This window comes from Macrococcus brunensis, assembly GCF_004359615.1.
Lineage (GTDB): Bacteria > Bacillota > Bacilli > Staphylococcales > Staphylococcaceae > Macrococcus > Macrococcus brunensis.
In genome coordinates, this window is sequence record NZ_SCWA01000016.1 from 15,728 (window position 1) to 30,551 (window position 14,824).

A 14,824-nucleotide genomic window follows, 5' to 3' on the forward strand; every position below is an offset into this window, starting at 1 on the left:
TGAGTTACGCCGAAATAACAAATTATATCAGCCATATAACAACCATTACGGTTTGAAATGTGTTTGTAATATTATGTTCGGGTTTATGAGCTATCTTTTCACTGTTATTCTTCATACTCTTAATAATACTTTGAATCCTACTATCTATCTTTCACTTTTAACAACCGCATACTGTTCAGCGTGACAATCAACGTAGCACCGATATCTGAGAATATAGCTATCCATAATGTCAGCCAGCCCGGAATAATAAGCAGGAGTGCAATCACTTTGATCAATAGTGAGAATGCAATGTTCTGTTTGATGACAGTCAATGTCTTTTTACTTAAGCGTATCATATATGGTAGTTTCTTCAAGTCATCGGACATCAAAGCGATATCCGCTGTTTCCAGAGCTGTCTCTGTCCCTGATCCACTCATCGCTATACCGATGTCTGCCGCTGCAAGTGCAGGCGCATCATTGACCCCATCTCCAATCATCGCCACCGTATGCTGCCGCTTTATTTCCTGAATGATATTCAATTTATCTTCAGGCATGAGGTTCGCTTGAACTGCAGACAATCCGGCCTGTTTACCGATAGCTTCACCTGTCCTTTCGTTGTCGCCGGTCAGCATCATCGTCCTAACCTTCATCTTATGCAGTTCATTCAGCACATCAGGTACTTCCGGTCGTAGTTGGTCCGCAACTGCCAGCATCAATTCGATGCAGTCGCTGCCGAACAATATAACTGTCTTCCCTTCAGACTGCCATTCTGTGATTCTGGCATCCGTCCCAAGTCTCAGTGATTCAAAAAGTGCCGGACTCCCCATATAATAAGTTCTGCCATTTACTTCCCCCTTCACGCCTCTACCTGTCAGAGACTGAAAGTGATCGATATGTACTGTAGAATAGTCCAGATGCTCAGCTTCTGCTTTTCGGACAACAGCAGTGGCAAGTGGATGCTGAGACCCTTTTTCAAGCGCGGCTGCGATTGTTAGTGCTTCATTGTGCTGCGGATAAATATCTGTAACCGCAGGAATTCCTCTTGTCAGCGTACCCGTCTTATCAAATGCGATAGTATCAATATGCCCTGCTTCTTCAAGATGGATACCCCCTTTAATGAGCACCCCCTGTCTTGCAGCGTTACCGATAGCTGTAACAATCGCAACAGGTGTAGAGACGACGAGTGCACATGGACAGCCGATAATCAGTACAGCGAGACCTTGATACAGCCATTCATGCCAGCTGCCGCCTAAGAATAGTGGCGGTATCAGCATAACGAGAAAGGCAATCAGCATAATGACAGGTGTATAGTATTTCGCAAAACGATCGATAAAAGCTTGCGACGGTGCACGTTCACCCTGAGCTTCTTCGACTAAATGAATGATTTTTAAAATCGTCGTATCTTCTACAAGCTTAGTGACTTCTACTTCCAGCAAGCCTTCTTCGTTCAACGTCCCTGCAAAGACTTCATCATTTAAGTTTTTAGTTACCGGCACGCTTTCCCCGGTGATAGCTGCCTGGTTAATCGTTGATTGTCCTCGGATTACCTTACCATCCATCGCGACTTTCTGGCCTGGTTTCACAATCATCACATCGCCAACTTGTATATCAGCGACATTGACCATTTGTTCTATACCGCTTCTAAGGATCAATGCTTCTGAAGGTGCTGCGTCCATCAACAAGTGAATAGACTGTCTCGCTTTATCCATAGAATAACGTTCCAGTGCTTCACTGACTGCAAACAGAATGACAACAGTCGCCCCCTCCTGCCATTCTCCGATTAAAGCAGCTCCAATCACTGCAATGGTCATCAATGTATTCATATCAAACTTCAGTCGGATGAGATTCTTGACCCCTGTTATAAATAATAAATAACCGCCGATACCCATAGCAGTAAGATAGCCCGCTGCAGGTAACCATGAATGTTCACCGAGTGTATCAGACAGAGCAAAGCTGATAATGATAAGTATAGCGGCCGCATATACAGGATAGTTCTCTTTCTTCTTCCAGAAACTTTCTTTCTCACCTTGGCGCTCACTGACATCTCTCACTCTTACATTATCGAAAGCGCCCGCCTTTTCCAGCTCAGCAATCGTCGTATCTCCAGTAATATAGATCTTCGCCGCCACATGGTTCACTTCAGCATCCTGGACATGAAGAAGGGCTTTTAAATTTTCTTCATAAGTCTTCGCACAGCTGGAACACGACAGGTTCTGTATGCGATAGGTTTTACGTTCAGTTACTTCATTCATCCTGTCACCTCCAGATGCTTGATAGATAATGTCATCATCTACTTAGCAAGCGTATGATTCCATTCTATATAAAACTATAATGTCCTTCTCTAAGTACATGAGCGAGGGTGTTAAGTTCTACATTATTGAACTAACAGTAAAGTGAGATAGAGGCCGATCAGTGTCATCAGTAATACAGGTAATGTAATGATAATACCTGTCTTGAAGTATGTGCCCCACGAAATCTTGACACCTTTCTGACTCAGGACATGCAGCCAGAGTAATGTTGCAAGTGAGCCAATCGGTGTAATCTTCGGTCCAAGGTCTGAACCGATGACATTCGCATAGATAAGACCTTCCTTAATAGCATCTGTTGCACCTGACTGTTGAATAGCGATAGCATCGATAAGCACTGTCGGCATGTTGTTCATTACAGAAGAGAGCAAGGCAGCGATAAAACCCATCCCTACTACATTAGCGAACAGACCATGCTGTGTCAGTGCAGCAATATTATCTGCGAGCACATTTATAATGCCGGCATTCTTAAGACCGTAGACAACGATATACATACCGATTGAAAAGAAGACGATATTCCACGGCGCCCCTTGCATCACCTTTCTGACGTTGACAGCAGATGAACGACGCGCCAGCACTAAAAAAATAATGGCAATTATCCCTGCTATCAGTGAGACTGGAAGCTGGACGAATTCACTCACTAAGTAGCCGGCCAGCAACAGGCCGAGTACGTACCAGGCATATTTGAAAAGCTGTCTATCTTTAATAGCTTTGCTAGGTGCTTCAAGCATACTGTCATCGAATACGCGTGGAATCGACTTTCTGAAATAAAGATAAAGTACAGCGATACTTGCCAGCAGCGAAAATAAGTTCGGGATAATCATGACGAGGAAATATTCCAGGAAACCGATATCGAAATAATCTGCTGATACGATATTGACTAAATTACTGACAACGAGTGGCAGGGAAGTCGTATCTGCGATAAAACCACTGGCGATAATAAACGGGAAGACAAGTTTCTCCTCAAATCTCAGATTTCTGACCATGGCAAGAACGATAGGGGTCAGAATGAGTGCGGCACCGTCGTTAGCAAAAAAAGCAGCGACGACAGCACCGAGCAGCGTAATATAGATGAACATCTTAATACCATTTCCACCTGATGCTTTAACCATATGTCTTGCTGCCCACTCAAAGAAACCAATCTCATCCAGAATAAGAGAGATTATTATGACGGCGATGAATGTCAGTGTCGCGTTCCAGACAATACCTGTGACATCCTTGACATCATTAAAATCAACAACACCTGTCAGAAGCGCTGCAAGAGCACCTATAACAGCCGTTATACCAATATCAAGGCCTTTCGGCTGCCAGATAACAAAGGTCAATGTAACGAGAAATATAATAATGGCAAGCAGCGTCATGCGGTTGCTCCTGCTTCAGTGCGGCATACGCATGTATCAGTAGGGGAAGTAATGAGCATAAACTGGCTTTGCAGTGCTTCCAGCACAGTATAATTCAGCTGATACATTGTTTTTGTGCCTTCTTTTCTTTTGGAGACGACTGACTGCTGCTCGAGTACTTTCATGTGATGACTTAACGTAGGCTGTGAAAAAGTGAAATGTGTCAGAATATCACAGGCACACAGTTCGCCACATGATAGCATATCGATAATTTCCAGTCTGCTCGGGTCTGAGATGGTCTTCATAAGTTTTGCTGTTTCTTCGTAGTTCATCTTATTCTTTCCTTTCTTTCACTCATCTTCATATAACGCTGGTAGTTCGTATTACCGCCTGACAGATTGTAGACTTCGTTAAAGCCGAGGTTGATCAGAATGTTCTGCGCTGCATTCCCTGTCGTCCCTTTGTTACAGTAAGTAACAACCGGCTTTGATTTATCCATCTGTTCTGCATAGTGTCTTAACTGCTGCAGGGGCACATTGATAGCTGTTCTGACATGGGCCTGTTCATATTGCTTCGGAGAGCGTACGTCCAGAACTGTAATGGTGTGGTCAGCAATACGTTTCAGCAGTTGTTCGGGTGTCATAATCTTTCGACCGCGTGTGATATTGTGGCTGATCATCCCAGTGTAGATGACTGGGTCCTTCGTAGTGGAAAAAGCCGGCGTATAGGCAAGGTCCAGGTGAAAGAGGTCTTCTGCTTTCGCACCGAACGTAATAGCGGTCGCAAGCACATCAATCCGTTTATCGACACCTTCGTAACCAATGATCTGGGCACCGATGATTTTCTCGCTATCTCTGTCAATCACTGCTTTGATGGTCATCTCTCTACCTTTCATATATTCAGGTCGATTCGGCTTGATATTATGAATAACATCAACTGTTACACCTGCAGCCAGTGCTTCTTTCTCTGTATAACCTGTCTGTGCAATCGTCATGTCAAATACTCTGACAATACCAGTGCCGAGAATACCGCGGAAGGTCAGGTCACCGCCTGTCAGACGGTCACCGACAATACGGCCCATTTTATTTGCAGTAGAACCGAGCGGCCGGTACATCGGCGCTTTCGTATGGACATGGAACGCTTCAGCTACATCACCGACTGCATAGATATGCGGGACATTCGTCTCAAGACGCTCATTAATTTTAACAGCACCTGTCATACCTGTCATCACACCGATGTTACTAGCAAGTTCTGTATTCGGTACCACACCGACTGCCAGAATGACGAGGTCTGTAGCAAACACACTGCCATCTGTCAGTTCTATACCCGTTACCTTCTCGCAGTCAGACTGTACAGCAGCAATCTCACTATAAGTATGAAGCTCCGCCTTATCTGCCAGATAATCTTCAATCATAAAGCTCATATCTTCATCAAGCTGACTCATGAGTGCACTTCTCTGTATCAACCGGACACGATAAGCTGCAAGCTGTTCAAGCATCTCAAGACCGATAAAGCCGCCTCCGACTATCGTGATTTCCTTCACATTATTTACTTCAATATAATGGTGTATCAATTTGGCGTCATTTATTGTCTTAACCTGAAAAACATTGTGGTAGGCTTGGTCATCAATCTGCGGGATAGAGCGTGGCCGTGAGCCTGTTGCAAGCACGAGTTCATCATAGGACTGATTGAAGGTGTCACCTGTCAGCAGGTTCTTGACTTCAATCATCTTCTTATCTTTATCAATAGCAAGGACTTCGTGCGACGTATGAATATCGATATTAAAACGGTCCTTGAACCACTTTGCATCACGCGGCGTCAGTTCATCAATCTCAGCAATCTCCCCGCCGATGTAATAAGGAATCCCACAGACTGAATACGAAATATCCGTGTCTTTATCAAAGACAATAATATGCGATGTTTCATCGTTTCGACGCGCCTTTGCAGCAACACTTGTTCCAGCAGCAACAGAACCGATAATGACAATGTTCTTAGTTTTCATCATGTCCTCCAAAAGGAATAGTATAGTAATGACCGTGGCTATGTTCTCTTATTTTTTTAATCCAGTTAGATTCATCAAATTTCTTGGCAGCAAACAAATCATCTGATTCTCGTGAAGACACAAGTTCCTGATTAATGACCCAGTTGGAATGTGCAATGCCAGCTCGCTCCAGGTCATCTGCAAGTCTTGCTGCTTCCAGATACGGTGTTCTTTCCGGCAACGTGATGATCATCATCTCAGTCAGCTGATTATTTTTGATCTTCGGCAGTAACTGTTCCACTGCTTCAGGCAGTTTCTTTTCATTCTTTATGACTTCCTGATGATAGCTCTCAGAGGCATCAAGCAGCAGTAAAGTGTGACCGGTCGGGGCTGTATCGACAATGACGTAATCCGATGTCTCGTCAGCAACGATTTCACTGAACGCTCTGAAGAAAGCAATCTCCTGCGTACACGGTGACCGCAGATCTTCTTCAATATAGTTCTTTTCGTCGTCAGTGAGATCGCCCGCCTGCGCAAAAACTTCCGCTTTATATTGAGCAAGTGCTTCATCTTCGTCTATGTAAGAGATTCTCAGCCAGTCATTAGCGGCAGCTGTTATTTCTTTCGTAGGATCTGTGGTTGCCAGATGGACATGATGCCCTTTAGCTGCCAGCGCTTCAGCAATAAGCCGGGCTACAGTCGTTTTACCTACTCCGCCTTTTCCCATCATAAAGAGATAACGCAGGTCTGAACTTTCCACTTTAGCAACCAGCTCATCAATAGCCGGATGACTTTGTGCCTTAAAAGTATCCGGTTGTACAGGACTATTGTACTTGAGAAGCTTGACTAAACCGCTTATGCCTTCTTCGTGAGCTGACTGATAAAGTGCATAGTAGATATCCTGCTCTTTTAACCAGTCCTCATACTTAGTTAAGGCCGCTTGCTGAGATGTCATTTTGGCTTTTGATATTGCTCCGTATGGTTGTGTAATCAAGCCATTAATTATGACATGAAAGCGCGAGACACCAATTGCTTCAAGTTCCTCCTGCGCGCGCTTTACTTCTTTAAGTGCACTGATCTCTGCACGGGCGACAAGCATCAAAGTCGTCATCTCTTTGTCCCGCAGTTTTTTCAATGCCGTCTTGTATTTGTCTCTATCTTCATCAAGTCCGGACAACTGTCCAAGACATGACGCATCATGGCTCGTCGTCTCTAGGTAGTTATCCCATGCGGATGGCAGTTCAAGCATGCGTAAGGTGTGGCCTGTCGGTGCAGTGTCAAAGATGACATAATCATACGCAGCCTCCACTTCTTCATTAGCAATAAAGCGGGTAAACTCATTGAATGCAGCTACTTCCACCGTACATGAACCGCTTAGCTGTTCTTTCATATTCTCTAGCATATCGTCAGAAAGAATGCCGATATAAGGTTCAATGACGCTATTTTTATAATCTTCAGCTGCCTGCAGCGGCTCAAAGTTAGCGATGAACAAATTCGGCACTTCAGCCATCTGTGTCAGTCTGTTCGTCAGCTTCATCGTAAAGACATCCTGCAGATTACTGGCAGGATCCGTACTGATCAGCGCAACGCGATATCCTCTCTGTGCCAGATTAACAGCGTAACTGCTGGATAGAGTTGTCTTGCCTACACCGCCTTTACCAGTGAAAAATAAGTATTTCGTCAATGCGGCACAACTTAAATCAATTTTTTTATAACAATCAGCAGCAGTTACTTCCATTACAGCAGCTCCCTTCCTGAAGGTTATTGACTGTAATAATTTCATCTGCTTCTTCTTCAGTGATGTAGTCATGTGTCTTCACTATATCACCATTAATAACGGTAATCGGCAGCACATCATTACCTATTTCCTTAACTATATTCATAATTTCTTTATTCTCAAGAAATGCTTTTGGATGACTGCTTAGATTAAATCGTTCTACAGTAATATGCTCATTCTTCAGCTTCTCAGTTAACCGAGTCACTTCTATTAATTTCTGATCAGGACTTGGCCCGCATACTCCCGTTGAACAGCACATCGCTTCTTCATACATTTTTACCTCTAACATCTACTCATCACCTCATCAATAATTTAAATATAGAGTAACATCTATATTTATGCTTGTCTATGTTAAAGTATACTAGATATTAAACTTCATCATTTACTTTTATCATCCAATCACTAAATTTATCATTCATTCAATTATCATGTATACTGAAGAGAAGAATGATGCAGAAAACATATGAAAATACATCATTCTGAATTTAAAACTATGAATCATAAAGGAGCTTATTATGAAATTACAACTTGCACTTGATTTAGTAGATATTAGCGGTGCTATCGACACCGTCAAACAAGTAGAGCAGCATATCGATATCGTCGAAATCGGTACTCCTGTCGTTATTAATGAAGGTTTGAGAGCAGTCAAAGAAGTGAAAGCAGCTTTCCCTCATTTAACCGTACTGGCAGATCTTAAAATCATGGACGCTGCAGGTTATGAAGTCGGTCAGGCAGCTGCTGCCGGTGCAGATATTATCACGATTCTAGGTGTAGCTGAAGATGAATCAATCAAAGGCGCTGTAGAAGAAGCTAAAAAACAAGGTAAAGAAATCCTGGTTGATATGATTGCAGTCAAAGACATTGAAACACGCGCGAAAGAACTGGACGCTCTTGGAGTAGATTATATCTGTGTGCATACAGGTTATGACCTGCAGGCAGTCGGCAAAAACTCATTCGAAGACCTTGCGACTATCAAACGTGTTGTGAAAAATACTAAGACTGCTGTTGCAGGCGGTATCAAACTTGAGACATTGCCAGAAGTCATTGAACAGCATCCTGACCTCGTCATCGTCGGTGGCGGCATCACAGGCGCAGATGACATGGCAGCTACTGCACGTGAAATGCATGACCTCGTGCAAAAAGGATAATCACGATGCAGACAACGGAGTATCTGACAACAGTTATCCAGGAACTGCAAGGGATGATTCCGCAGATCGCAGAAACTGATGCAGAACAACTTGTTCACTCAATCTCAGACACCAGCAAAGTATTCGTAGCAGGCGCAGGCAGATCCGGCCTGATGGGTAAAGCCTTGGTCATGCGCATGATGCATATGGGTATTGATGCTTATATCATCGGTGAAACTGTGACTGCCAATCTCGAGAAAGATGATTTGCTTATTATCGGCTCTGGTTCTGGTGAGACTGAGACATTAGTCGCTATCGCAAACAAAGCCAGACGTCTCGGCGGCAAAGTAGCGGTTATCACAACTAAGCCTGACTCTACACTCGGTCAGCTGGCAGATTTGACAATTCAGTTGCCAGGCGTCGCTAAGGACCAGACCGCAGACGCTCAGCAGACGATTCAGCCGATGGGTTCCCTCTTTGAACAGACATTACTACTTTTCTTCGATGCAGTCATCCTTCGTTACATGGAACTGAACCATCTCGATTCAGCTAAAATGTACGGTAAACACGCTAATCTTGAATAACGAAAAAGACCGATTCATTCAATCATGAATCGGTCTTTTTATCTTCAGTTTACAGTTATTCTTTCTCAGCATAAATGAAGTCTGGTCGACTTAATGCATCTGTCTTAACGTTTTTAATATTTTCTTTGATCAATGTATTGGAATAGCCAAAGTTCACTGGCAGGATAGGGAGTTCATCCATGAGAATATCTTCTGCCTGGTGCAGTAATGCAAGACGTTTTTGATCATCTGCTGTTTTCAGTGACTGATCAAGCAATGCATCAAATTCTTTGTTTTTCCAGTTAGTGAAGTTACTTGAACTGTTTGATGCATATAATGCAAGGACCGGGTATGGATCAAGGAAGTCGCCGCCCCAGCCCATACGAGCCAGCTGGAAGTTCTTCTGCTTAAATGTATCGATATACGTTTTCCATTCTTGCCCCTCAATGCTGACATCAATACCAAGATTCTGTTTCAGCATTTCCTGGATCACTTCTGCTGATTTTTTGTTGATGCCTTCACTGTTTGTTTTCAGCGTCAGTTTAGGTAAAGCTGTTAATCCTTCTTCTTTCAGTCCTTCTTTTAACAATTGTTTTGCTTTTGCAGGATTATATTCATAATACTTCTTGCCTTCTTCTCTGAAGTCTTTGCCGTCTGCATCTTTAACTCCGTATGAGACATAACCGTAGGCCGGTTTCTGTCCGCCTTTCAAGACATTTTCAACAAACGACTGACGGTCAATCGCATAGCTTAAAGCCTGACGGATTTTTTTATTATCTACAGGTTTTTTATTGACATTGAATGAATAAGTACCGACTGAGAAGTTCTCATAGCTGACGAGTTCCTTGCTGTCTTTGACACTTTTCAGAATATCAGCTGGAACAGATGCCAGAAGGTCCAGCTGTCCGCTTTTATACAGTTGATATTCTGTATTCGGATCCGCGACCATACGGAAGTTGACACCGCTTAGTTTCACTTTATCTTTATTGTAATACTGGTCATTCTTTTCAATATCCAGTGAATCATTGTGTTTCCAGCTTTTCAGTTTGAAAGGTCCATTAGACACAAGTGTCTCTGCTTTTGATGCCCAGTCTTTTCCTTTAGATACTGCTTCTTTTTCGACTGGATACGCTGCTGCCCCTGTCAGGACTTTAGGGAAGAAACTGATTGGATCCTTCAGTTCAACTTGCAGTTTGTGGTCATCGATCGTCTTGATACCGACGTCTTCCAGTTTCCCTTTACCTGTGTTATATGCTTCTGCCCCTTTAATGAAGTAGAAAGTTGAAGGGCTGTACGCTGCCGTTTTCGGGTTCAGCACACGTTCCCATGCATATTCAAAATCTTGCGCCGTCAGTTCTTTACCATCTGACCATTTCAGATTGTCTTTAATTGTGAACGTATAAGTCCTACCATCTTTAGAGACATCTGCTTTTTCGGCTAAATCAAGCTGCGGTTCGCCGTTTTTCCCTTTACGGTATAAACCACTGTAGATGCTGTCGATGACCCACCAGGATGTTGTATCGGATGCGAAGGCCGGATCCAGCGTATAAGGTTCTCCGCCCAGGTTAAGTTTAAGTGTCTGTGCTGCTTTCTGTCCGTTTGAGCCTGATTTTTTAGCCGACTTTGAATCTGCATTGCCACAACCTGAAAGTAAAATAACTGCTGCTGCTAAACCGATACCTATTTTTTTCATCTATCTATTCTCCTTTAATGTACAGCCACTAGATGGCTGTCTGATATTTGCTGATATGACTTGACCGCTCCGTAATCCGGTCGGTCTACTGACACTTCATTTACACGTCGGTCTTTGGGATGCTGTACTGGACTTGAATCCATTAACCGCTTCGTATAGGGATGCTTTGGATTGCTGAAGAGTTCTTCACTTTCTGCGATTTCCAGGATAGAACCGTTATACATGACAATAATACGGTCACTGATATAGCGGACGACATTGAGATCATGGCCGATAAACAGATAAGTCAGCGCCTTCTCTCGTTGCAATTTGCGAATCAGATTGAGGACCTGCGCCTGTACCGAAACATCGAGTGCAGAAATCGGTTCATCTGCCACCAGAAACTCAGGCTCAACCGCCAGTGCTCTCGCTATTCCGACACGCTGCTTCTGACCGCCTGACAGTTCAGAAGGATAACGGTCCTTAAACTGACTGGATAATCCAACTTCGTTCAGTCGTTCCTGAACAAAGGCATCCTCATCGCCAACTTGAATACCAAATCCTCTGACCCCTTCTAAAATAATGTCATGTACTTTCATCCGAGGATTAAGAGATGAATCTGGATCCTGGAAAATCATCTGAACCTGACGTCTGAAGTTCTTCAGTTCTTTCTTGGACAGCGTATCAATCGGCTGTCCTTTAAAATGAATACTGCCATGCTGATAAGATTCTATTTTAGTCAGAAGTTTACCAAGTGTAGACTTCCCGCTGCCACTCTCTCCAACGACACCTAATACTTCTCCTTCATTAATCGTGAAAGAGACGCTATGCAGAATCTGCACAGGTGATCCTACTTTCTGCGGATAAAACTTATCCACCTGCTCAATTGTCATCAGGCTCATTAAGCTCTCACCTCCTCAAGCCAGCAATCAACTTGATGGTCCTGCTTCTGTGTCGTTGCCGGATAATGTGAGACACAGATATTCATGGCATGCGGACAACGATCGACAAACGGACAACCTCGCGGAACTTCGTGTGCCATAGAAGGTCTGCCTTTGATTGAATATAACGGCTGACTTCTATCTGCATCGTCTTTAATCAATGAGGCCAGTAACCCTGCTGTATAAGGATGTCTCGGATGATTGAAGATATCTTCCACAGATCCTTGTTCCACTATTCTGCCGCTATACATCACAGCCAATCGGTCTGCAATCTCAGCGACAACGCCTAGGTCATGGGTGATCAGGAGTATCGCACTACCTTTCTCTTCTTTCAGTTTCTGCAATAGTGACAGAATCTGTTTCTGTGTCGTGACGTCTAAAGCAGTAGTCGGCTCATCAGCAATGACCAGGTCAGGTGATAAAGCCAGCGCCATGGCAATGACAATACGCTGACGCATACCGCCGGACAGTTCATGCGGATACTGTTTCAGTCTTGCTTCCGGCAAAGTGATTTCCACACTTTTCAGCAGGCGGATGGCTTCTTCTCTTGCTGCTTTTTTGGAGTATTTCTTTTTGATGATGAATATTTCCATCAGCTGCTTACCTATCGTAAGTGTCGGATTCAGTGACGTCATCGGATCCTGAAAAATCATACCCAGCTGATGCCCTCTGATATTTAGCCAATCTTTATTCTTTGCCTTCTGCAGGTCGTGGTCGTTGAACTGAATCTGCTCTGCATTCAGATTAAGATTCCCTGCCTGCATGCCTGCGATAGACTGTGTCGTGATACTTTTACCGCTGCCACTCTCACCGACAATGGCGAATACTTCTCCACGTTCAACATTGAAAGAGACCCCTTTAACAATAGAAGCTTTCTTCTTCGTGCTGACCTGAAGATTTTTTACTGTTAGTAATTCTGTCATATGAACCTCCTAGTCTACTTCAACTTGAAGTGTGTCCTGCAAACCGTCACCTATTGCATTGAAAGAAAACATGGTCAGGGCAATCAGTAAAGATGGAAATAATAAGCGCCACCATTCACCGCTTAAGATAACACCGAGTGCATCATTCGCCATCGTACCCCAGCTGGCAGCAGGTGCCTGTACACCAAGCCCCAGGAAGCTGAGGAAAGATTCAGCGAAGATAGCAGATGGAATCGTGAATGTGAGGTTGACGATGATGACCGCCATAATATTCGGAATGATGTGCTTCAGCAGAATACCGGCATGACTGGTGCCAAGAAGTTCAGCTGCAGTGACGAACTGCTGTTGTTTAACCTGCAGCACCTGTCCCCTTACAATTCGAGCCATGCTGACCCAGCCTGTCAGACTAAGTGCAATAATCATAGTAACTAGACCTGGTTTCATCAAGACAAGTAACAGAATTACCACAAGCAGATAAGGTACACCGTATAGAATCTCTACAATCCTCATCAGAAAACCATCGATTCTATCTCCCCATTTACCTCGACCTGCTGCATAACCTGAAATCGCTCCGACGACGATGCCGACGACGATATCAATGAGTGCTGCAATAATCCCGATGGATAAAGAGATACGAGCACCCAGCCAGATGCGAGTAAAGACATCTCGTCCTAAATCATCTGTACCGAACCAGTACTTACTGTCGGGAGCAAGGTTAGCTTCAAGCAGAGACTGCTTACTCCCTTCGTAACCCGAAATCATCGGCCCTATAATAGCCATCACAATAATACAAAATAGTACAATTATTCCTAAAATAGCCATCTTATGATTAAAAAAAGAAAGAAGCAGCTGTTTCCGTGTAGAAGCGCGCTTTAAAATATCTTCCTGCCTGTCATCTCTTTGTGTTAATTTCTCGAACGAAGTATCTGCGTAACTATTCAAATTTCTCACCACTCCTTAACGAAATTCTTGGATCAATCACCCGGTAACAGACATCCACTAAGAGCAATGTCAGGAGCAAAATAAAACTATAAAAAATCGTTGTTCCCATGATGACTGGATAGTCCCGGTTGAAGATACTTTCCACAAAATATTTACCAATACCTGGAATCGAGAAGACTTTTTCGATGACAAACGTTCCAGTCACGACTGAAGCAAATAATGGACCGAGGAACGTAATCACAGGGAGTAACGTATTCCGCAGTACATGCTGCGTGAGTATGTATGACATCGGTAATCCCTTAGCTTTCGCCGTGCGAATATAGTTGGAGTTCAGCACCTCAATCATATTGCTCCGAACGTAGCGGGTAATAATGGCGAGCGGTCCTACAGCAAGTGCAAGACTCGGTAAAACTGAATGCCACCATGAGTCAAAGTTGGCAATCGGCAGAAGCTGCCATTCCACGCCGAAATACTTGATCAACAGAGGTGCAAGAATAAAACTTGGAACCGAGATACCAATAATCGCAATGAATAAGGCAAGAAAATCCATGAAACGATGCTTATAAATCGCTGCGATAGTCCCTAGAATGATACCGCCAATCAGAGCAATGACAATAGACTGAATACCGAGAAGCGCAGAGGCACCAATCCCTTCACCAATGATGGTATTCACATCCCGGCTTTCTGACTGAATAGAAGGTCCGAGATCAAACATGGCGATATTCTTAAGATAAATAAAATACTGATTCAGAACCGGTTGATCCAGATGAAACTTCGCCTTCATATGGTTCAGCTGTTCTTCTGATAATGCTTTAGAGTCATTTGAAAATGGATCACCAGGAATGGAATGCATGATGATAAATGTAACTGTAACAATCAGCCACATCGTGATCATGATACTGGCAATCTTACGAACAATGACCAATGATAAACCCTCCTTCTGTATTTAACTCCACAAAAAAATCCCGTGGACAAGAACAAGTCCACAGGAATCTATACCATATAGTCTCGTCTCATCTTTACAACTTTCGTTGCAGGAATTGGCACAGTGTTCATCAAGAATCTGCTGCCGAGGTTTCGTAGGGCCTGTCCCTCCACCTCTCTGGATAAGAGTTAAAAATTTATTTAATTTATTGATTATTATCTTACTCCTAAAAAATTTTAAGTCAACAGAAAATTTTATTTTTTTGGATTTCTTTCAATACACAGAATAATTAGAAATTTTAGTTTAATTATCTATATTCACTTTGATGTAACTATATAAAACAGTTCA

13 protein-coding genes and 1 riboswitch are annotated in these 14,824 nt (G+C 43.4%); of the genes, 2 read left to right on the forward strand and 11 right to left on the reverse strand.

Going from position 1 to position 14,824, the window contains the following annotated elements; translation table 11 throughout:
• Positions 1-140 precede the first annotated feature (140 nt).
• From ERX27_RS08785 to arsD, 6 genes are all read right to left on the reverse strand, one after another.
• Positions 141-2,231, reverse strand: coding sequence for a heavy metal translocating P-type ATPase (locus tag ERX27_RS08785; RefSeq protein ID WP_133432469.1), 2,091 nt, complete (start codon positions 2,229-2,231; stop codon positions 141-143).
• A gap of 122 nt (positions 2,232-2,353) precedes the next feature.
• On the reverse strand, positions 2,354-3,646 hold the full coding sequence (gene arsB, locus ERX27_RS08790; RefSeq protein ID WP_133432470.1) for an arsenite efflux transporter membrane subunit ArsB: 1,293 nt from the start codon (positions 3,644-3,646) through the stop codon (positions 2,354-2,356).
• The gene (locus tag ERX27_RS08795) at positions 3,643-3,957 is read right to left on the reverse strand and encodes an ArsR/SmtB family transcription factor (protein ID WP_133432471.1); all 315 of its coding nucleotides are present in this window, start codon (positions 3,955-3,957) and stop codon (positions 3,643-3,645) included. Before ERX27_RS08795 ends, arsB begins: the two co-directional genes overlap by 4 nt.
• Positions 3,954-5,627 carry an FAD-dependent oxidoreductase gene (locus tag ERX27_RS08800; RefSeq protein ID WP_133432472.1) on the reverse strand — a complete coding sequence of 558 codons (1,674 nt, stop codon included), beginning with the start codon at positions 5,625-5,627 and terminating at the stop codon, positions 3,954-3,956. The genes ERX27_RS08795 and ERX27_RS08800 overlap by 4 nt, the downstream gene beginning before the upstream one ends.
• Positions 5,617-7,344: an arsenical pump-driving ATPase gene (gene arsA / locus ERX27_RS08805; RefSeq protein ID WP_133432473.1), complete on the reverse strand. Its 1,728-nt coding sequence runs from the start codon at positions 7,342-7,344 to the stop codon at positions 5,617-5,619. The genes ERX27_RS08800 and arsA overlap by 11 nt, the downstream gene beginning before the upstream one ends.
• Positions 7,325-7,672: an arsenite efflux transporter metallochaperone ArsD gene (gene arsD / locus ERX27_RS08810; RefSeq protein WP_133432474.1), complete on the reverse strand. Its 348-nt coding sequence runs from the start codon at positions 7,670-7,672 to the stop codon at positions 7,325-7,327. Before arsD ends, arsA begins: the two co-directional genes overlap by 20 nt.
• Before the next feature lie 226 nt (positions 7,673-7,898).
• On the opposite strand from arsD, the gene hxlA reads away from it, so the two are divergent.
• Entirely contained in the window at positions 7,899-8,531 is a 633-nt protein-coding gene (hxlA, locus tag ERX27_RS08815; RefSeq protein WP_133432475.1) for a 3-hexulose-6-phosphate synthase, read from the forward strand.
• A gap of 5 nt (positions 8,532-8,536) precedes the next feature.
• Positions 8,537-9,094 (forward strand): 6-phospho-3-hexuloisomerase, encoded by a 558-nt coding sequence (gene hxlB, locus ERX27_RS08820; protein WP_133432476.1) that lies wholly within the window; start codon positions 8,537-8,539, stop codon positions 9,092-9,094.
• A gap of 55 nt (positions 9,095-9,149) precedes the next feature.
• Here hxlB and ERX27_RS08825 read toward each other — a convergent pair whose 3' ends face one another.
• Genes ERX27_RS08825 through ERX27_RS08845 form a run of 5 tightly spaced genes read right to left on the reverse strand, consistent with a single transcriptional unit; the run spans position 9,150 to position 14,476 of the window.
• Positions 9,150-10,766 (reverse strand): peptide ABC transporter substrate-binding protein, encoded by a 1,617-nt coding sequence (locus tag ERX27_RS08825; RefSeq protein WP_133432477.1) that lies wholly within the window; start codon positions 10,764-10,766, stop codon positions 9,150-9,152.
• Between the two features lie 14 nt (positions 10,767-10,780).
• On the reverse strand, positions 10,781-11,647 hold the full coding sequence (locus tag ERX27_RS08830; RefSeq protein ID WP_133432478.1) for an ATP-binding cassette domain-containing protein: 867 nt from the start codon (positions 11,645-11,647) through the stop codon (positions 10,781-10,783).
• Positions 11,647-12,609, reverse strand: coding sequence for an ABC transporter ATP-binding protein (locus ERX27_RS08835; RefSeq protein WP_133432479.1), 963 nt, complete (start codon positions 12,607-12,609; stop codon positions 11,647-11,649). Before ERX27_RS08835 ends, ERX27_RS08830 begins: the two co-directional genes overlap by 1 nt.
• 9 nt (positions 12,610-12,618) lie before the next feature.
• Positions 12,619-13,488 (reverse strand): ABC transporter permease, encoded by an 870-nt coding sequence (locus tag ERX27_RS08840; RefSeq protein WP_420827912.1) that lies wholly within the window; start codon positions 13,486-13,488, stop codon positions 12,619-12,621.
• Between the two features lie 55 nt (positions 13,489-13,543).
• Positions 13,544-14,476, reverse strand: coding sequence for an ABC transporter permease (locus ERX27_RS08845; protein WP_133432481.1), 933 nt, complete (start codon positions 14,474-14,476; stop codon positions 13,544-13,546).
• A gap of 85 nt (positions 14,477-14,561) precedes the next feature.
• Positions 14,562-14,664, reverse strand: a riboswitch (SAM riboswitch).
• Between the last annotated feature and the right edge of the window lie 160 nt (positions 14,665-14,824).